Raw genomic sequence first — 18664 nt, 5'->3', positions numbered from 1 at the left:
CGAAAGGGAACGGTCGAGAAGCGAGTGCCATGATCGGGCCCGCAATGAGAACCGGAGCGAACACCGGAGTCAGGGTCGGGCTCACGGAGTCCGAGCGCGAACCTGCCAAGACGGATCAGGGGGTGATTCCGGGCCGTCCGCGCGTGCGCGACACGCTGAGCCATCTGTAGTTCTCCCTCGTCGACATCTGGGAAACTATCAGCCTTTTTGAGTAGGCTGAAGGGGATAGTTCACGGCGATCGAGGCCGGGACACTCCGCACCCGGAGGTTTCCGACCGCACTCGTCGGACCAGGACCAGAGCAGGAGTCGACAACGGTGAGCATCTTCCAACGAATCGCGACGATCTTCGGAGCGAAGGCGAACAAGGCCCTCGACAAGGCCGAGAACCCCAACGAAACCCTCGACTACTCGTACCAGAAGCAGCTCGAACTGCTGCAGAAGGTGCGTCGCGGCGTCGCGGACGTCGCCACCAGCCGCAAGCGCCTTGAACTGCAGATCAATCAGCTCGAACAGCAGCAGAACAAGCTCTCCGGGCAGGCCCAGAAGGCCATGGAGATCGGCCGTGAGGACCTCGCCCGCGAAGCCCTCACCCGCAAGTCCGGTCTCTCGCAGCAGATCACCGACCTGCAGACCCAGCACGAGGGCCTCCAGGGCGAGGAGCAGAAGCTCACGCTGGCCTCGCAGCGGCTGCAGGCGAAGGTCGACGCCTTCCGTACGCGCAAGGAGACCATCAAGGCCACCTACAACGCCGCCGAAGCGCAGTCGAAGATCGGTGAGGCGTTCTCGGGCATCTCCGAAGAGCTCGGCGACGTCGGACTCGCCGTCCAGCGCGCCGAGGACAAGACCGCTGCTCTGCAGGCGCGGGCCGGCGCTGTCGACGAACTCATCGCCTCCGGCGCCCTCGAAGACGTCACCGGCTCGTCGAAGGACGACATCAGCGCGCAGCTCGATGCCCTCTCGAGTGAGAACGACGTCGAGATGGAGCTCGCCCGGATGCGCGAATCGCTGCCCGCCGGCCAGGAGAAGAACAACCAGAAATCGCTCGAAGGCGAGGGTCAGTGATGATCATCCGCATCATGGGCGAGGGCCAGTACGACGTCGCGAACGTCGACCAGGAGCTTCTGCAGAAGTACGACAACCAGGTCGAGCGCGCCGTCGAATCCGGTGACGAGGAGGAGGCGAAGTCCGCGCTCAATGCGCTCCACGACTACGTCATCAGCCACGGCACGCCCGTCTCCGATGACTACCTCGGATCCAGCGATGTCGTCGTGCCCTTCGTCGACGCGACCCTGACTGAGATCGCCGAGCTGCTCACGGGCGAAGGGTTCATCCCCGACCCCGCGTGAGCAGGATCGGCGCCCTGCCGCACTTCACGGCTCCGATGAACGCCGGTGCACCGGTTCGACGATGACACCTCCGGCCCATTGCCTGCTCACCAGGCAGTGGGCCGGACCTGCAACACCAGAGAGGAATGAGGATGTCCAACCGTTTCGTCAAGGACAGCGGGCTCACGATGCGCATGGGGTGGACGATCTTCCTCAACGGCCTCATCTACGTCGTGCTCATCCTCGCCATCTGGTGGATGCTCGGCGGCAGCACGACCGGAGTCATCATCGCAGTGGTCGTCAGCGTCGGGGCGTTCTTCTTCCAGTGGTACTTCTCCGACTCCATCGCGATGAAGGCGATGGGGGCACGGGAGGTCACCCCCGAGGAGGCCCCCGAACTCCACACGATGGTCGACCGCCTCACTCAGCTCTCCGACTCGACGAAGCCGCGGGTGGCTGTGTCGAACTCGGCGACGCCGAACGCGTTCGCCACCGGTCGCTCCCCGAAGCGGTCCGTGGTCTGTGTGACCCGCGGTCTGCTCGAGAACCTCGATCGCGAGGAGGTCGAGGTCGTCCTCGCCCACGAGCTCTCCCACGTCGCCCACCGTGACGTCACCGTCATGACGGTGGCGGGAGTGACCGGCGTCGTCGCCGCTCTGATGATGCGCGCCGGCTACTACATGACCCTCGGCGGGCGCCGCGACAACAACGGCGGCATCCCGATCCAGCTCCTCTTCATCCTCGTCGGAGCCGTGGTCTACGGACTCTCGTTCCTTCTCATCCGCAGCCTCTCCCGCTACCGCGAGCTCGCAGCCGACCGCGCGGCCGCGCTGCTCACCGGCCGCCCGTCGGTGCTCGCCTCGGCGCTGACGAAGCTGAGCGGCGACATGAACAAGATCCCGGAGAAGGACCTCCGCGCCACTGCCTCGGCGAACCATCTCGCCCTCATCCCCGCCGCGCACGGCGGCTCGGGCTTCGGTGAGCTCTTCTCCACCCATCCCTCGCTCGACAAGCGGCTCGCTCAGCTCGCCAAGATCTCCGCGCAGCTGTCGAAGCCGGAGTGAGCCAGCACCCCGCCTGACCTGCAGCACGGCAGCACCGCAGGCGGGCAGACGACCCCGCCTGACCGACCACTGACGATACGACACCGATGAGGAGTTTCATGGGCTTCTTCGACGCCATCCTGGGGCGCTCCAAACCCAAACGGGCCAACCTCGACGACCTCTTCGCGCTCCCACCGGCCGCGCTCACCCTGCAGGCGGCGACGGGATTCGTCCCGACCGGTGTCGGTGCCGTCGTCTTCCGCCAGGTCGAGGGCGCGGCGTTCGACTCCGCCGAACAGGAGAGCGTCGCCCTCATCGGCTCGGACCCGGCCGCGAGTGTGCGACAGACGAATGACGGCTTCGGCTACACGTGGCAGGTCGTCTCCGACGCGGATGCCGACGCCGTCAACCTCGTGACGAACCTCCACGCCGTCAACTCCGCCCTCGTCAATCAGGGCTTCGACACGATGCTCTTGTGCTCGACCGTCTACTTCGCGCACCCGGACGGGCGCCGCCTTGCCCTCGTCTACCAGTACAAGCGCGGAACGTTCTACCCTTTCGCCCAGACCGGTCCCCGGCAGCGCGACAATGCGCTCGAGATCCAGGTCCGCGGCATCCTCTCCGGCGAACTGCCGTTCGAGGACGACATGTCCCGGTGGTCCCCGCTCTGGGATGCGCCGGGCATGGAGGAGAATCCCCGCGCCCTCGACAGCTGACACCTCATCGAGCCGAGCGCGGCACCGCCTTCGACAGCCGGTCGCGTCCCTGCTGCGTTCACGCTTCGATGATCTCGCCGTTGCGCGGCAGTCGGCCGCGGAAGCTCAGCGGCACCGCCTCGGCGCGCTCAGGGTCGAGCCGATCCATGGCCTGGATGTGGAGGTGGGGTTCGGTGCTGTTGCCCGAGTTTCCCGTCTCCGTCACCACCTCGCCGAGGCGGACGGACTGCCCGACGACGACCTCGGTGCTGTGCCGTCGCACGTGGCAGAGGACGACGACAATCCCGCCGATGTCGATGGCGATGTGGTTGCCGGCGAGCGCAGGCCATCCGCGGCGCAGGCGCCGAGGTTGGACGGCCATATAGCTCAGCGAAGGCAGTCCACGGTGGGCAGGATGGTCGGGGTGGTCGTCATCGACGGCGATGATCGTGCCGTTCGCGGGAGAGAGCAGCGCGCGGCCGAAGCCGGGAAAGCGCTGCGGCGGTTCCGGGGCCAGCAGTGAGGTCAGGGTGAAGGGCGCTGACCTTCCCGCGTCATCGACGGGAACGAAATCGATCGCCTGCGCCGTCGCGAACAGAGTGGTTCCGTGACTGGGCAGGCGATCGGCTGGGCTGTTCTGGACGAGCCAGCGGCCACGGAACGGGAAGTCGAGATCGATTCCCGTACCCGTGGCCCGGTTCATCATCGGCGACCGCTGTCTGTCGGCGCTGTCTACGCCTCGCCGGTGCCTTCGGACTCGACCTCGAAGGCCTCACCGAGGGCTTCGACGCGGTCGCCGGGGCGGATCGTCGCCCCGCGACGGGTCTCGACCTTGCCGTTGACCCGGACGTCACCGGCGGCGATGAGATCCTTCGCCATCGCGCCGTGTTCGGCGACGCCGTGGAGCTTGAGGAGCTGACCGAGTCTGATCGTCTCGTCGCGGATGGTCACGACGTCCATCAGAAGTCGAAGCCTCCGAAGTCGAGGCCGCCGCCGTCGCCACCGCCGTCGAAGAAGCCTCCGCCGTCTCCGCCGCCCATGTCGCCTCCGCCGCCGTCGGCGCCCATGCCGTCCTGGTAGCCGTCGGCGTACGAGCCGTCCCAGCCGCCGCCCATGCCGCCGAAGAGCATGGCGCCCATGAGGACGCCGGGGAGAAGACCGGACCCGGCGTACGAGTTGAAGTAGCCGCGGTTGTATTCGGCGTAGGCCGGTCCTGCTTCCCAGTAGGCCCGACGGGTCTGACCGTCACCGGTGACGACCTTGCGCACGGCGGGTTCGGCGCCCACGGCGACGCGTTCGGCGTCGGCGGCGCACACGGGAACGGGCCGGAGCTGACCGCCGGCGGGAGCCCAGTCGATGTCCTCGACCGAGGGACCGTGCTGCGGATTGAAGAAGCACGGCGGGCGGCGCACCGGAAGGGGCTTGCCCTCGACGCGGGCGCGCACGCACTTCGCGGCGTAGCGACCGTCTTCGAGCGCCTCGGTGACGTGGCGGATGTCGGTGGGCTCGTCGACCTTGTCGAGCGTCTCCTTCGCGACGTCGTAGGAGTCGAGTGCCTGCTTGTAGTCCTGCTGGCCACCGGTGTCGAGTTCGACTCCGGACGTGATGATGTCGAGTTCGGCGACTTCCTCACCGAACTCGGTGACGTCCTCTTCCGCTGCCTTCTTCACGAGTTCGAGTTCCGCGGCGTGAAGCTCTTGCTTGCGCTTCTTCTCCTTGCGGTAACCGACGAAGAAGATGGTGCCGAGAACGATGAGTATGAGCAGGAATACTGTTCCCACGATCAATGCCTCCCAGATGGACGGATCACTGTCCAGTATGCCCGACGAAACTGGCAAGCGACTGAGCCAACCCCGCATGCCGCCTCCGCTTGTCCGGCCCGCACAACGGGGCGTGCAGCGTCGTCAGCCGAAGAGGCCGAGGCCCTTGGCGAGCGTCGCCGCTCCCCCGCCGAAGGCGAGAACGATCATCGCGATCCGCGCCGCTGTCGGCGCGACCTTCTGCGCAAGCAGATCCCCGCCGAGGAGGCCGGTGACGAGGACGACGCCGATCCCGATCCAGATGGCCGGGTCGAGCTGCGGCCACACCCCGCCGTCGACGATGACCTTCGCGATGATCGCCGAGGCGGTGCCGACGACGAGGAACGGCTGCAGGGTCGCCGCGAACGGCCGATGGTCCCAGCGGGTGAGCACCGCGTACGCGCTCACCGCGGGACCGCCGGCGCCCGCCGCTGCTGACATCGTGCCGGAGACGAAGCCGGCCGAGAACTGCGTGCCGAAGTTCGCCGGCATCGTCATTCCGACCCGACCGATGAGCAGGGAGACGGCGAGCGAGGCGATGATGAGAACGCCGATGAGCACCTGCAGCGACGCTGTCGGCAGGGCCGTCGTCAGCAGCGCCCCGGGCACCGTCCCGACGACCGTGCCGACGGCGAGCTTCCAGAACACCGGCCATTCGACCTCGCGCCATGTCCGCGCGAAGACGGTGGCGGCCGCGACGATGCCGCAGAGGTTGACGAGGAGGACCCCGGAGACGGGATCGAGGAGGAGGACGAGGAACGGCCCGGAGACCAGACCGAAGCCCATTCCGGTGATGCGCTGTGCGAGTGCCCCGATGAAGACGGCTGCGAGGATGAGCACGACCACAGGTTCCACCTGAGCAAGTGTAGTGGTTTCGTCCCCGCTCACCGGGGCTGTCCGCACCGTGAGTCGGACTGGTCCCCGCGACCGGACAGCCGTCGTGGCGGACCAGATTCTCTCGCCGCATTCGCCGCGACGTCCCAGGTTTGAGGCCGCGGGAGCGGGGTTACAGTAGACAGATGGAAAGTCGTCCACTCTGGTCCCGCTTCAGCGCCGACCCGCGCGATTACGGGCAGGTCAGAGCCTCCGATGCCGATCGAGCCGTGGTCACCGACGTGCTCTCCGAAGCGTATGCGCTCGGCCAGATCGATGCCACGGAGTTCGATGAGCGCACCGAGACGGCCGCACGGGTGAAGACCCTCGGAGAGATCCCGGCGCTCATCGACGATCTCGTCATCGCCGAGGCCGAACCCGTCGATCCCGACCACCTCGACGAGGCGAGCCGCGCCCGCGCGCTCGCCCAGCTCAGCAATGATCGGATCCCGATCACGCCCGAGCAGATCCAGGAAGCCGCGGAGAAGTACTACCGCGACCGGGTCAAACGCGCCCTCATCGGTCTCATGGCCGGTCCTGCCGGTTTCATGCTCCTCATCTGGGGAGCAACGAGTCTCTTCTCCGGGGGCCTCATCTTCTTCTGGCCGATCTTCATCCTCGGCCCGATGTTCTTCGGCGCGGTCGCGCAGATGACCGGCAAAGAGGAGATCATCCGCAAACGCAAGCAGGAGCTGACGAAGCGCGCTCGGGCCCACCTCGGCGATGAGGAGGCGAAGCGCCAGCTCGAGGAGCAGCCGCGCCAGGACGACGACTACGAGGAGAACTTCGGCCACGGCCTCCAGCCTCCCCACCCGCTCGCCCCGCCCTACGCCCCCGGGCAGGAGCCGTCGACGGACGAACTGCGGCGGCGGAGGGAAGAGCGGCGACGCCGTCGCGGCAACCCCTGGGACTGAGCACGCGCGGAGACTGATCGCGCACGGGACTGACACCGCTCAGGCGGACCAGCGCTGAGACGGACCAGCGCTGAGACGGACCGCCGCTGATACGGCCCCTGCCGAGAAGAACCGCCTGAGCCTCAACCGAGTGCAGGAATGACAGGAGCCGTGCCACCACCCCTGCGGGTGATGGCACGGCTCCGTCAGTGCCTGGCGGACGTGGGTCAGAAGCCCATTCCGCCCATGCCCTCCATGCCGGCAGCGGCTGCGTCAGCACCCGGTGCGGCCTTCTCGGGCTTGTCGGCGACGACCGACTCGGTGGTGAGGAACAGACCGGCGATCGACGCTGCGTTCTGCAGAGCCGAGCGGGTCACCTTGACCGGGTCGTTGATGCCGGCCGCGAGCAGGTCCTCGTACTCACCGGTGGCGGCGTTGAGGCCCCAGCCCGGTTCGAGGTTCGCGACCTTGTCGGCGACGACTCCGGCTTCGAGTCCGGCGTTCGTGGCGATCTGCTTGAGCGGCGCCTCGATGCCGACCTTGACGATGTTCGCACCCGTCGCCTCGTCGCCGGTGAGCGAGAGGTCGTCGAACGCCTGCTTGCCGGCCTGGATGAGAGCGACGCCGCCACCGGCGACGATTCCCTCTTCCACGGCGGCCTTCGCATTGCGCACGGCGTCTTCGATGCGGTGCTTGGTCTCCTTGAGCTCGACCTCGGTCGCGGCTCCGGCCTTGATGACGGCAACACCGCCGGCCAGCTTGGCCAGGCGCTCCTGCAGCTTCTCACGGTCGTAGTCGGAATCCGAGTTCTCGATCTCCGCACGGATCTGGGCCACGCGGCCGGCGATCTCGTCGGCGTCACCGGCGCCTTCGATGATGGTCGTCTCGTCCTTGGTGACGACGACCTTGCGTGCGGTGCCGAGCAGGTCGAGGGTGACGTTGTCGAGCTTGAGCCCGACTTCCTCGGAGACGACCTGGCCACCGGTGAGGATGGCGATGTCGGCGAGCTGCGCCTTGCGACGGTCACCGAAGCCCGGAGCCTTGACGGCGACGGACTTGAAGGTGCCGCGGATCTTGTTGAGCACGAGCACGGCCAGGGCTTCGCCCTCGACGTCCTCGGCGATGATCAGCAGCGGCTTGTTGGTCTGCTGCACCTTCTCGAGGACGGGCAGCAGGTCCTTGACGTTGGAGATCTTCGAGTTGACGATGAGGATGTAGGGATCCTCAAGGACAGCTTCCTGACGGTCGGTGTCGGTGACGAAGTAACCGGAGATGTAGCCCTTGTCGAAGCGCATGCCCTCGGTCAGTTCGAGTTCGAGTCCGAAGGTGTTGGACTCCTCGACGGTGACGACGCCTTCCTTGCCGACCTTGTCGATCGCCTCGGCGATGAGCTCACCGATCGCGGGATCACCGGCGGAGATGCCAGCGGTCGCAGCGATCTGCTCCTTCGTCTCGATCTCGATGGCGTTGTCGAGCAGGACATCGGTCACGGCCGCGACGGCCTTCTCGATGCCGCGCTTGAGGCTGAGCGGGTCAGCACCGGCAGCCACGTTGCGCAGACCCTCGCGGACGAGTGCCTGAGCGAGAACGGTGGCGGTGGTGGTGCCGTCGCCGGCGACGTCGTCGGTCTTCTTGGCGACTTCCTTGACGAGCTCAGCGCCGATCTTCTCGTAGGGATCCTCGAGCTCGATCTCCTTGGCAATGGACACGCCATCGTTGGTGATGGTGGGTGCGCCCCACTGCTTTTCGAGCACGACGTTGCGACCGCGGGGTCCAAGAGTCACCTTGACCGCGTCCGCCAGCTGGTTGAGACCAGCTTCGAGTCCCCGACGAGCTTCTTCGTCGAATGCAATCATCTTTGCCATAGTGGCCTAGATCCTCCCTGATGGAGTGGACTGGAATCGCAGAGCAGTCGTCAGCGCCCGCGACGGCAGAGAGTGTGTCCGCATGTTCCATTCCACACAGGGACCACGCTCTCGAGACGACTGATGAAATCCCGTGGCTTTCACCAGTACTAGATTTAGCACTCTCAGGGGGAGAGTGCAAACGAAATCCTGCCGACGCCCGTGATTCCGGGCGTTTCGTCAGGCGCGTTTCCGGGCATCGCCGAGGTGTTCGGCTCAGCGCGAACGGCCGACTCAGCAGTCAGCGGCTGGGGCGGATTCGTCGCCGGTTCATTCGCCGAGGTCGCGGTCCCCCGCGCCGGCGTCGCCGCGGCCGCGTCCGGCATGGGCAGGGGCGTCGTCGCCGAAGTCTCGGCGGTCTCCGCCGACACCGGTGTCATCGTCTGCCGACTCGCGTTCGACGTCGGCAGCGTAGTCGCGCCCCCACTCCGCCATGGCATCGAGCAGCGGCTGCACATTCCTGCCGCGGGCCGTCAGGCGGTATTCGACGCGCGGCGGCACCTCGGCGTAGACGGTCCGGGAGATGAGCCCGTCCTCTTCGAGTTCTCGCAGCTGTCGGGTGAGCACGCGCGGCGTCGGCTCGCCCGCGGCCCGCCGGAGCTCGCCGAAGCGCATGACCTCGTGCCGCCCGAGCACGCTGAGGACGACCGGCTTCCACGCCCCGCCGAGTACCGCCACCGTCACCTCCGCCGCACAGTTGTGCGACCACGAGGCGATGACGCCGTCGACGCGCTTCCGGGGCATATCCGTCCTCCTCACCGTGCTCTCCCGAACTCACCGGAGCCGCTGCGCTTCTCTGACGTCTTCGGCCCCACTTCGAGGTCACCACAGGGAAGTCAGTACCACTTGTGTCAGTAGGGGCCGAGATTGTGCATACTTGTGCCCATCGTAGCGCGGACCCACAGTGGACTCATGACCACTCACCCTCCGACAGGCTCCGGCGCACCTGCACCCGTTCCCGGCCTCTGGCCGACGATGGCCCCTCTGCTCACGGGAATCCTCTGCGGAGCGCTGGGAGTGAGCATGATCAACACCGCACTGCCCGCCATCGCCGCGAATCTCGCCCTCGCCGAGCCGATGCGTGCGTGGGTCGTCGATGCCTACCCCCTCGCGACCGCCGTGACGATCGTCGTCGCAGCCCGGTGCGGAGATCGCTTCGGGCGCCGCAGGATGTTCATCCTCGGCACGATCGGCTATGCGGCCGCCGCCACCCTCGCCGCGCTCAGCCCCGTCTCGGTCGTCCTCATCGGCAGCCGGGCGCTCATGGGTATTGCCGGGGCATTCATCATCGCCAGCGTCGTCTCGACGATCGGGGCGCTGTTCACCGGGCGTCGCCTCGTCGTCGCGAACGGACTGTGGATGGCCGTCTTCGGCCTCGGCAACTCGCTGGGGCCGCTGCTCGGCGGACTGCTCACGGAGCTGTGGGGATGGCGATCCGTCCTCGCCTCCTCCGCGCCGTTGGCGCTGGCCGCGGCCGGCCTCGCCGCAACATGCCTGGTCGAGACGCGGTCAGAGGCGAGGGTGCGCTTCGATGGGCTGAGCATCGTGACCTCGAGCGCCGGGGTCGGTGCGGTCGTCGCCGGGATCAAGCTCAGCGCCGTCAACCCGCTCATCGGGAGCCTCTGGCTTGCCGCCGGACTCGGCGCTCTCGTCCTCTTCGTCATCCGACAGCGCCGGATCGAGGCTCCGCTCATCGCGGTCGGTCTCTTCACCCAGCGCCGGTTCTCGTCGGCAGCGGTCCAGCTGTTCGCGTCTGCGGCGACGGCCGCCGCGTCGATCTATCTGCTCAGCATCCACCTGCAGAGCGAGTCGGACCTCTCACCGGCGGCAGCCGGGATGGCACTCGTGCCCCAGGCGGTGGCGACCACAGCCGGTGGCCTGCTGGCGCCGTGGGTCACCCTGCGGACCGGCAGACCTGCCGCGATCGTCATCGCACTCGTGGTTCAGGCGGTCGGCCTCTCGGCGCTCGGTATCACACCGACGGCAAGCCTCATTCCCCTCGTCCTCGTCGGGCTCGGCTTCGGGTTCATCGGAACCCTAACGACGACAACGCTCTTCGACTCCTCGCCGAGGTCGTCCGCCGGTCAGGTGGGGGCGATCCAGGAGATCGTGTTCGCCCTCGGCAGCGGGATTGGGGTCGCAGTGTTCGCGACGATCGCGCTCATCGGCGGTCCGGACGGATTCGCCCTCGCCCTCACCGCGGCTGCCGCACTCACTCTCGCCGCGGGATTCCTCGCGATCGGGCGCCGGGAGACACCGCGCTCGCGCAGAACTGACCGGCGACACAGAACTGCCGGGCGGCGCGGAACCACCCGACCGCGTTGCGGCACCACTAGGTGACCGCCCCAGTCGCCCGTGGCAGCGAAAACCTCAGCCCCGCGATCAGCACAGATCGCGGGGCTGTGTCTCGTCCGGTATCACACGGGCGATATCAGACTCAGAGGAGGGTGACGGATTCCGCCTGGGGACCCTTCTGACCTTCTCCGACCTCGAACTCAACCTGCTGGCCCTCTTCGAGCGAGCGGTAGCCGTCCATCTGAATGGCGCTCCAGTGAACGAACACGTCCTGGCCATCGCCTTCGAGCGTGATGAATCCGTAGCCCTTTTCGGCGTTGAACCACTTGACGGTGCCTTGTGCCATTGCTTCTCCAAAAAAATGCAGTGTCATTTGAAATTCGCCCGACCCCACAGCTCAGTGGCGAAGAGCGAACGCTAGTAAACCTCAACAGACCCCGCGATTTCTCTCATTGACCTCTGGAGATTGATCTCGGTGAAGCACGATCAGAACACAAGGTGCAGTGCTTGCCTAGCTGGTAAAACTCTACCCCAGCGTGGTGCGCGTCTCAGGTTCGCTCAACACTGTTATCAATTCGTTACATTTGAATTCCAGCGGCGTTCACCCTGGTCAGTCGTGCAGAGCTCAGCCCTCGCCGAGGCTGCCGTCCGTCGAATCGCCAGCGGTCGTCCCAGCGCCGTCGGAACCCGTCGTGCCACCGCCCTGGGCTCCCGATTCCTCAGTGCCGGCGGATTCGCCGCCGCTCGAGGCGGGACCGCGCTGGGCGATGTCCGAGCAGATGAGCACGGTGAGGTCAGCGGTGAAGTCACTCGATCTCTCGGTGGCTTCGATGCCGAGGGCGTCGGCGACGAGCTTCGCCTGCGCCTCGTTCGCGTCGTCGCTGTAGTAGACGACGGAGTCGCTGCGACTGGTCGAGTAGTTGCCGACCTGGCCGACCGTCCAGCCTTCCTCCTCCACGGCAGTCGAGAAGTCCTTGGCCGCGCCGGAGACCCCGGAGCCGTTGAGGACATCGACGGTGAGCGAGGAGTCGGCGACGCTGACTTCGCTCTCCGAGGGCGTCGGAGTCGCCGGGGCAGACGTCTCCGGCGCGGGTTCGGCGACGTTCGACTCGGGATTGCGCATCGAGGAGGTGATGATGTTGATGGCCGCGACGACGAGGAGCACGGCGACGAGCGCGAGAACGATGACGAGCACGATCGCCCCGACGTTCGACGAGGCGGCCGCCTCCTGGCGGTGGGCGCCGGAGCGGCGGCCGGGTTCGATGTCGTCGTAGTCGTCAGCCATGTGTCACCTCGAGACGCGAGCCTGAGCGCGTTCGCTCTGGCGCGTGGTGCGGATGCGTCGCAGGCGCTTGACCAGCATGGGGTCGCTTGCGAGGGCCGCAGGATTGTCGAGCAGGGAGTTGAGAATCTGGAAGTAGCTCGTGGCGGACATGTCGAAGCGCTCGCGGATCGCGTGGTCCTTCGCTCCCCCGTACTTCCACCAGCGCCGCTCGAACTCCAAAACGGACACCTCGAGCTCACTCAGTTCAGAGGCGCCATCGTTCTGCGGCATAGGGAGTCTGCTCCTTCACGAGTTTTCTTTGAGCTTATGCTATCGGGAGAATGACACGGCTGTCATTCTCGGCACGCCCGCATCCGCGCCCCGGCGGGCCCGCCGCTCGTCCCGATCACCGCCGCGGGCACCGCGCGACCAGCGCTCATGCGCGATCCCAGAGCCAGGTGCCCTGTCCGCTGGGCGCCCCCGACCAACACCGAGGCGAGCGCGAAAGGGTCATGGACATCACATCGCGCGACCGCCTCGGCGCGGGGATGGCACGACCGCACGCACAGGCACGGCTGAACACGCGGACACGACCGGCCCGCACGCCCGGACGCCACGGAGGGCAGGGGATCACTCCCCTGCCCTCCGTGGATCACTGGAGCAGCCGAACCGGAACAGCCGAGCCGGAACAGCCGGACCGGAGCAGCCGGACGAGAGCCCGACTCGCTCAGCGGATCCGGATGTTGACCTGCTTGATCTGCGTGAAGCCCTCGAGCATGCCCTCGAGCGAGGCCTCACGACCGAAGCCCGAGTTCTTCATGCCGCCGTAGGACTGCCCGGCCAGCTGTCCGCCGCCCTGGTTGACCTGGATCCAGCCGGACTCGATCCGGTCGGCCATCGTCAACGCCGAATCGAGGTCCTTCGTGAAGACGTAGGCGGCGAGACCGTATTCGTTCGTGTTGGCCATCGAGATGACCTCGTCGACGGTCTTCCACGGGATGACGGAGAGGACGGGTCCGAAGATCTCCTCCTGACTCGTCTGCCAGTCGTTCTGCGCCTTCGAGAAGATCACCGGCGCATGGTAGAAGCCGGGCTCGCCGACGTTGAGCTCGCCGTGACCGTCGTAGGCGACCTCGACGCCGTCCATGCCCTTGCCGATGTCGATGTAGCTCTGCACCTGGTCGTACTGCTTCTCGTTGATGATCGCGCCGATGTCGGTCTCCTCGTCCCGCGGATCCCCGACCTTCATCTTCGCCACCGCGGCGACGAGCTTCTCGAGGAACGAATCGTAGATGTCCTCGTGGAGGAAGAGGCGCGAGCCCATCGTGCACGACTGTCCCTGGCGGGCGAAGCGCGTCGAGAGGAGGACCTGCTCGACGGTGTCCTCGTCGTCGGAGTCGGGGAAGATGATGTTCGGGCTCTTGCCGCCGAGCTCCATCGACGAATGCGCGAGGCGCTGGCCGGCCACCTCGGCGACGTGGCGACCGACGCCCGTCGACCCGGTGAACGAGAGCTTGTCGACGTCGGGGTGGACGTTGAGGGCCTCGCCGATGACCGAGCCCTTGCCGGTGACGACGTTGAGGACACCGGGCGGGAGGATCCCGTCGAGGAGTTCGGCCATCTTGAGGATCGTCAGGGGCGCGTCTTCGGCGGACTTGAGGACGATCGTATTGCCGGCGGCGAGCGCGGCCGGGGTCTTGAACGCCGCGATCATCAGCGGCGAGTTCCACGGCAGGATGCCGGCGACGACGCCGAGGGGCACGCGCTTCGTGTACTGGAACTGCTTGTCGCCGGCGGGCAGGGTCGTGCCCTTGACCTCTCCGGCGACCCCGCCCATGTAGCGGAAGAGATCGGCGAGGATGACGGTCTCGGGGCGCGCCTGGGTGCGGATCGCGTTGCCGGTGTCGAGTGCGGTGAGCTCGGCGAGCTCCTCCGACCCGGCCTCAAGGGCGTCGGCGCACTTGATGAGCAGCTTCTGACGCTCCTTGAACGGCAGGCCCGCCCAGGCGGGGAACGCGGCGCGCGCGGCCTTGACGGCGCGGTCGGCGTCGGCTTCCTTGCCCTCGGGCACCGTGGCGATGACGACGTTGCGGTCGATGGGGGTGATGACGTCGTGCGTCCCCCCGTCGAGGGCGTCGACCCATTCTCCGCCGATGAGCATCTTCCAGGCCTTGGCCTCGGGGAATTCCGACATACTTCGCTGTCCTCTCGCCAGTCAGGGGTTCTTCGATGAACTCGCTGTCTCGAGCATAGCTCTGACACCTCTCGAGCTGAACGGCTGGGGTGTGCGCGATCACGCACAGCCGATCTGCGCGAGAGGCACAGCAGGTCCGCCCGGTGGGCGCAGTCGATCTGCCCGGTGGGCACAGCCGATCTGCGCGACGTGCACAGCTGGTCTGCCCGGTGGGAGCATCGTGTCCGGGGACGGTGCGGTGGGATTGCCGGCGCCGAGGCGGTCCTCGCTAGACTCGCGGACATGACCTCGACAGCGCAGCTGAGCACGATCATGTCCCCCGACTGGGCCGACGCCCTCGCCGATTCCGAGGCCGAGATCCACGCGATGGGCGACTTCCTCCGCGCCGAGATCGCCGCCGGCCGCTCGTACCTGCCCGCCGGCGACGCGGTGTTCCGGGCGTTCAGCGAACCGCTGTCCGCGGTCAAGGTCCTCATCGTCGGGCAGGACCCCTACCCGACTCCCGGCCATCCCATCGGGCTCTCGTTCTCCGTCGATCCCGAGGTCAGACCTCTGCCGCGGTCCCTGACGAACATCTACAAGGAGCTCGCCGACGACCTCGGCGTGACTCCGGCCGCCCACGGCGATCTGCGCGCCTGGTCGCAGCAGGGCGTCATGCTCCTCAACCGCGTCCTCACCGTCAGCCCCGGTCAACCGGCCTCTCACCGCGGAAGGGGCTGGGAGGCGATCACCGAGCGCGCGATCCGGGCGCTGGTGGCTCGCGACCAGCCGCTCGTGGCGATCCTCTGGGGTCGTGACGCCCGGAACCTCGCTCCCCTGCTCACCTCCGGCACCGCCGAGGTGGCGATCATCGAATCCGCGCACCCCTCACCGCTGTCGGCCTCGCGCGGGTTCTTCGGATCCCGGCCGTTCTCGCGGACGAACGACCTGCTCGCGCAGAAGGGCCTCGATCCCATCGATTGGCGACTGCCGGCACAGGCGTGACGTCGCATCGAACGCCCGCGCAGGCGTGACGCGGCGTCGCAGGCGCGACGTGGAGACTGCCCGCGCAGGCGTGACGCGGCGTCGAATGCCCACACAGGCGTGACGGTTCACCGCGGGCGAAGCGTGACGTCGGCCCGCCCGGGGCGAGCACTTCTCCCGCGCGCTTGAGAGCCGACCCGCTCAGCCCTGCGCGGGACCGGTGTCCGGGCCGGCCGGCGTGTCCCCGGCGCGCACCGAATCGGCGACCTTCTCCGCCTTGCGGCCCTTGAGGGGCCGGGCGAGGTAGCTGCCGAGGACAGCGCCGACGGCGAGGGCGGCGTTGGCGAGGATCGCGGTGAACAGCGCTGAGAGGCCGACGGCGAACGAAGTCGTCTCGGTCTCTGCAACGATGCGGTAGACGGCGGTGAAGATCGAGAGCCCCTGGAGCAGGGTGTAGATCGCGGGAATCGTCAACACGATCGCCGGCGCCCCGAGCCGCAGCGCGAGCGGCCGGGCGAGGAACCCGGCGACGGTCGCCGACAGCAGGCTCGCGAGCACGTTGTCGATGCCGAGCAGCGACAGCGAGGTCATCGTGATGAACGCGGCGAGACCGACGAATGCGGCGGGCAGGATGAACCGGCGGGACGCCTGCATGCCCACGGCACCGGCCATCGCAACGATGGCGGCGGCACCGAGGGAGACGATGACGGCGACGACGTGGACCCCGGAGCGGGGTACGAGGATCTCGATCGGCTGCATGCCCAGGGCCTGCCCGCACACGACCCCGAACGCCAGACCCGAGACGATGCCGGCGAAGGAGATGAACACCCCGACGAGCCTCCCGGCCGCGGTGAGCGGGAAGTTCGTCAGCGCATCCTGGACCGCGGAGTAGAGGGCCTGAGTGGGCAGGAGGAGGACGATCGCGGCGGCGACGAGGTACTGCGGGGAGTCGATGAGCCCGAAGTTCCCGGCCGCCATCGCCACGAGGGTGCCGATCGCCGCCTGCAGTGCGGTGATGAAGAACCCGGGCAGACTGGTGCGGCCGATGACCTTGCCGAGCTCGAAGATGAAGATCGCCATCGCGATGCCGAGGACGATCGCGATCGGCCCCCCGCCGAGGAGGAGGACGAGGCTGCCGACCATCATCCCCCACGCCCCGGTGACGAACCATTCCTTGAACGGCCGACGCTGGGAGCGGATCGCGTCGAGGCGGCTGCGGGCCTCCATGAACCCGATGCGGCCGTCGACGAGGTCGGAGACGAGCTTGTGGACCGAGGCGAGCTTCGCGTAGTGCGTCGACTCCCCACGGTTGACCCGCATCACCGTCATCAGGCGTCCGTCGGAGGTCGAGTAGTGGACGACGAGGGTGTTCGAGGTGAGGTCGATCTCCGCGGTCGCGAGTCCGCAGGCCGTGCACGCGGCGATGACGGAGACCTCGATGTCGTTCGTGCCGGCGCCGGCCCGCATCATGATCGCAGCGATGTCGGCGGCGAGGTCGAGGATCATCCGCGCCTCGTCCTCGCTCGGTTCGCTCGCCTGCACGGGTGCCTGGTAGGGAGTGCCCTTGAGGGCGGTGATGATCGGCACCGGCTGCGTATTCACCGAGGTGCCGGTCACCAGCCTGCCGACGGTGCGGCGGGCCACGCGCTGGGCGACCCGCTGGGAGGCACCAAGGGTCGTGTCGGTGCGCGGTTTGGCCGGCTTCGGCCCGCGCGGTCGGCCGGGTCCGCCACCGGTCTGCAGCTCCGCGAGACGCTGGGCGCGGGTGCGCTCGAGGAGTTCGCGCAGCGCAGCGGAACCGGCCTCGGACCGACCCCGGTCCTTCACCGGGCCCGTCGCCTGGTCCTGGTCACGGACCACCTCGGCGCCGTGCCTCCGGTCGAGGGGGATGTCCGCGGTCGTCGCATCCTCGGCCTCGGTCGACGCCGCCGCCGATGCCGCAGCGGATTCGACGATGACCTCGTAGGCGGTGACCTCGGTGGCGCTCGTCGTCGCCTCGACGGACACCTCGGCGGTCGTGGCCTCGTTCGCGTCGACCGGAGTCGCCTCGTCGGCTCCGTTCCCGGTGCGGTCAGGGGGCCTCTGCGTCACGGCTCGCTGATGAGAGTCGGGCCGAAGGGGTCGGCCACCTCGGCGGTGCCGGTGTCGGCGTCGAATGCGTAGACCCGGCGACCGTCGACGAAGACCTGCTCGGCCCGCGAATCGAGGTCGAGGGGATCGCCGGACCACACGACGAGGTCGGCGTCCCGGCCGGGGGCCAGCGAGCCGAGGCGGTCGTCGAGGCCGAAGATCGCGGCCGGGTTGATCGTCAGCGCCTCGAGGGCGACGACCGGGCCGAGGCCCTCCTTGACGGCGAGCGAGGCCTCGTGGATGAGGAAGTTGATGGGGATGACCGGGTGGTCGGTCGTCAGCGCGATGCGCACCCCCGCCTCGGCGAGCGCTGCCGCGGTGGCGAGCGTCCGGTCGCGCAGCTCGACCTTCGAGCGACTCGTCATCAGGGGTCCGAGGATGACGTCGATGCCCTTCTCGGCGATGTAGTCGGCGATCTTGTGGCCTTCGGTGCCGTGGTTGATGACGAGCCGGTACCCGAACTCCTCGGACAGTCGGATCGCGGTGGCGATGTCGTCGGCGCGGTGGCAGTGCTGGTCCCACGCGAGGGTGCCGTCGAGGACCGCGGCGAGGGTCTCGCTGACGAGGTCGCGCTCGAACGGAGTCCCCTCGGCCTCGGCATGGGCACGTTTGGCCTGGTAGTTCTGCGCCTCGACGAAGGCGTCGCGGATGATCTTCGCGGTGCCCATCCGCGTCGACGGGGTGACCTTCTTGTCCCCGTAGACCCGCTTCGGGTTCTCCCCGAGTGCGGACTTCACCGACAGGTCCTCGGTCACGAGCATCTCGTCGACGATCCGTCCCCAGGTCTTGACGAAGGCGGTGCGTCCGCCGATCGGGTTGCCCGATCCGGGTTTGATGAGCGCCGAGGTGACTCCTCCGCGCAGCGCGTCCTTGAAACCGAGGTCGGCGGGGTCGATGCCGTCGAGTGCCCGCAGCCCGGCCCCGTTGGGGTCGGTCATCTCGTTCGTGTCGTCACCGGACCAGCCCTCGCCGTCCTCATGCACGCCGAGGTGGCCGTGGGCTTCGATGAATCCCGGCAGCACCCAGCGCCCGGCGGCCTCGATGACCTCAGCGCCCTCGGGAACCTCGACATCGGCGCCGACGGCGGTGATGACGCCGTCGGAGATGACGATCGTGCCGGTCTCGATCGGTTCGGCCCGGGTGCCGTCGGCGTTCGCGATCGGCAGGATGCGGGCACCGGTGATGGCGACATCGTGGCGAGGGGGAACGGGGACCGAACGATACATCGTGCTCCTTCGACGGCGGTGATTCGCGACGGGACGAGTCTACGCCACGAGGGCGTCCG

19 protein-coding genes are annotated in these 18664 nt (G+C 67.8%); 7 read left to right on the top strand and 12 right to left on the bottom strand.

Going from position 1 to position 18664, the window contains the following annotated elements:
* Nucleotides 1-316: 316 nt before the first annotated feature.
* The 4 genes from FJ887_RS02805 (at nt 317) to pspAB (ending at nt 3085) form a co-directional block, all read left to right on the top strand.
* Nucleotides 317-1063, top strand: a complete 747-nt coding sequence (locus FJ887_RS02805; RefSeq protein ID WP_171007134.1) for a PspA/IM30 family protein — start codon at nt 317-319, stop codon at nt 1061-1063.
* The gene (gene pspAA / locus FJ887_RS02800; RefSeq protein ID WP_137827047.1) at nt 1063-1347 is read left to right on the top strand and encodes a PspA-associated protein PspAA; all 285 of its coding nucleotides are present in this window, start codon (nt 1063-1065) and stop codon (nt 1345-1347) included. Before FJ887_RS02805 ends, pspAA begins: the two co-directional genes overlap by 1 nt.
* Before the next feature lie 131 nt (nt 1348-1478).
* Nucleotides 1479-2390 (top strand): zinc metalloprotease HtpX, encoded by a 912-nt coding sequence (htpX, locus tag FJ887_RS02795; RefSeq protein ID WP_137827046.1) that lies wholly within the window; start codon nt 1479-1481, stop codon nt 2388-2390.
* A 98-nt stretch (nt 2391-2488) separates the two neighbouring features.
* Nucleotides 2489-3085 (top strand): PspA-associated protein PspAB, encoded by a 597-nt coding sequence (gene pspAB, locus FJ887_RS02790; protein ID WP_137827045.1) that lies wholly within the window; start codon nt 2489-2491, stop codon nt 3083-3085.
* A gap of 58 nt (nt 3086-3143) precedes the next feature.
* Here pspAB and FJ887_RS02785 read toward each other — a convergent pair whose 3' ends face one another.
* The 4 genes from FJ887_RS02785 to FJ887_RS02770 all read right to left on the bottom strand — a co-directional run bounded on the left by FJ887_RS02785 (nt 3144) and on the right by FJ887_RS02770 (nt 5718).
* The gene (locus tag FJ887_RS02785; RefSeq protein WP_349290538.1) at nt 3144-3770 is read right to left on the bottom strand and encodes a M23 family metallopeptidase; all 627 of its coding nucleotides are present in this window, start codon (nt 3768-3770) and stop codon (nt 3144-3146) included.
* Between the two features lie 26 nt (nt 3771-3796).
* Nucleotides 3797-4024, bottom strand: coding sequence for an RNA-binding S4 domain-containing protein (locus FJ887_RS02780; RefSeq protein WP_137827044.1), 228 nt, complete (start codon nt 4022-4024; stop codon nt 3797-3799).
* Nucleotides 4024-4845 (bottom strand): OadG family protein, encoded by an 822-nt coding sequence (locus FJ887_RS02775; RefSeq protein ID WP_171007133.1) that lies wholly within the window; start codon nt 4843-4845, stop codon nt 4024-4026. Before FJ887_RS02775 ends, FJ887_RS02780 begins: the two co-directional genes overlap by 1 nt.
* A gap of 123 nt (nt 4846-4968) precedes the next feature.
* Complete coding sequence (locus FJ887_RS02770) at nt 4969-5718, bottom strand: sulfite exporter TauE/SafE family protein (protein ID WP_137827043.1); 750 nt, start codon at nt 5716-5718, stop codon at nt 4969-4971.
* 164 nt (nt 5719-5882) lie between these two features.
* On the opposite strand from FJ887_RS02770, the gene FJ887_RS02765 reads away from it, so the two are divergent.
* Nucleotides 5883-6650: a DUF1707 SHOCT-like domain-containing protein gene (locus FJ887_RS02765; RefSeq protein WP_140954810.1), complete on the top strand. Its 768-nt coding sequence runs from the start codon at nt 5883-5885 to the stop codon at nt 6648-6650.
* Nucleotides 6651-6856: 206 nt separating this feature from the next.
* On the opposite strand, the gene groL is transcribed toward FJ887_RS02765, so the two are convergent.
* Nucleotides 6857-8494, bottom strand: coding sequence for a chaperonin GroEL (gene groL, locus FJ887_RS02760; RefSeq protein WP_137826671.1), 1638 nt, complete (start codon nt 8492-8494; stop codon nt 6857-6859).
* A gap of 309 nt (nt 8495-8803) precedes the next feature.
* Complete coding sequence (locus FJ887_RS02755; protein WP_137826672.1) at nt 8804-9277, bottom strand: winged helix-turn-helix transcriptional regulator; 474 nt, start codon at nt 9275-9277, stop codon at nt 8804-8806.
* Nucleotides 9278-9445: 168 nt separating this feature from the next.
* Here FJ887_RS02755 and FJ887_RS02750 point away from each other — a divergent pair, with 168 nt between their 5' ends.
* Nucleotides 9446-10873: an MFS transporter gene (locus FJ887_RS02750; RefSeq protein ID WP_137826673.1), complete on the top strand. Its 1428-nt coding sequence runs from the start codon at nt 9446-9448 to the stop codon at nt 10871-10873.
* 97 nt (nt 10874-10970) lie between these two features.
* Here FJ887_RS02750 and FJ887_RS02745 read toward each other — a convergent pair whose 3' ends face one another.
* From FJ887_RS02745 to FJ887_RS02730, 4 genes are all read right to left on the bottom strand, one after another.
* Nucleotides 10971-11174 (bottom strand): cold-shock protein, encoded by a 204-nt coding sequence (locus tag FJ887_RS02745; protein ID WP_009376446.1) that lies wholly within the window; start codon nt 11172-11174, stop codon nt 10971-10973.
* 279 nt (nt 11175-11453) lie between these two features.
* A complete protein-coding gene (locus FJ887_RS02740) occupies nt 11454-12113 on the bottom strand; it encodes a LytR C-terminal domain-containing protein (protein WP_137826674.1) in 660 nt (219 codons plus the stop codon).
* 3 nt (nt 12114-12116) lie between these two features.
* On the bottom strand, nt 12117-12383 hold the full coding sequence (locus FJ887_RS02735; RefSeq protein ID WP_137826675.1) for a DUF3263 domain-containing protein: 267 nt from the start codon (nt 12381-12383) through the stop codon (nt 12117-12119).
* 436 nt (nt 12384-12819) lie between these two features.
* Nucleotides 12820-14286 carry an aldehyde dehydrogenase family protein gene (locus FJ887_RS02730; protein ID WP_137826676.1) on the bottom strand — a complete coding sequence of 489 codons (1467 nt, stop codon included), beginning with the start codon at nt 14284-14286 and terminating at the stop codon, nt 12820-12822.
* Nucleotides 14287-14568: 282 nt separating this feature from the next.
* Between FJ887_RS02730 and FJ887_RS02725 the strand changes: the two genes are divergently transcribed.
* Nucleotides 14569-15270: a uracil-DNA glycosylase gene (locus FJ887_RS02725; protein WP_137826677.1), complete on the top strand. Its 702-nt coding sequence runs from the start codon at nt 14569-14571 to the stop codon at nt 15268-15270.
* A 180-nt stretch (nt 15271-15450) separates the two neighbouring features.
* On the opposite strand, the gene FJ887_RS02720 is transcribed toward FJ887_RS02725, so the two are convergent.
* Both FJ887_RS02720 and FJ887_RS02715 read right to left on the bottom strand, forming a co-directional pair.
* Entirely contained in the window at nt 15451-17340 is a 1890-nt protein-coding gene (locus tag FJ887_RS02720; protein WP_249356889.1) for a threonine/serine exporter family protein, read from the bottom strand.
* On the bottom strand, nt 17337-18605 hold the full coding sequence (locus FJ887_RS02715) for an amidohydrolase (protein WP_137826678.1): 1269 nt from the start codon (nt 18603-18605) through the stop codon (nt 17337-17339). Before FJ887_RS02715 ends, FJ887_RS02720 begins: the two co-directional genes overlap by 4 nt.
* Between the last annotated feature and the right edge of the window lie 59 nt (nt 18606-18664).

This window comes from Brevibacterium sp. XM4083 (assembly GCF_006489205.2).
GTDB lineage: Bacteria > Actinomycetota > Actinomycetes > Actinomycetales > Brevibacteriaceae > Brevibacterium.
The sequence above is the reverse complement of the archived record's forward strand: the minus strand, read 5'-3'. Positions and strand labels throughout refer to the sequence as shown.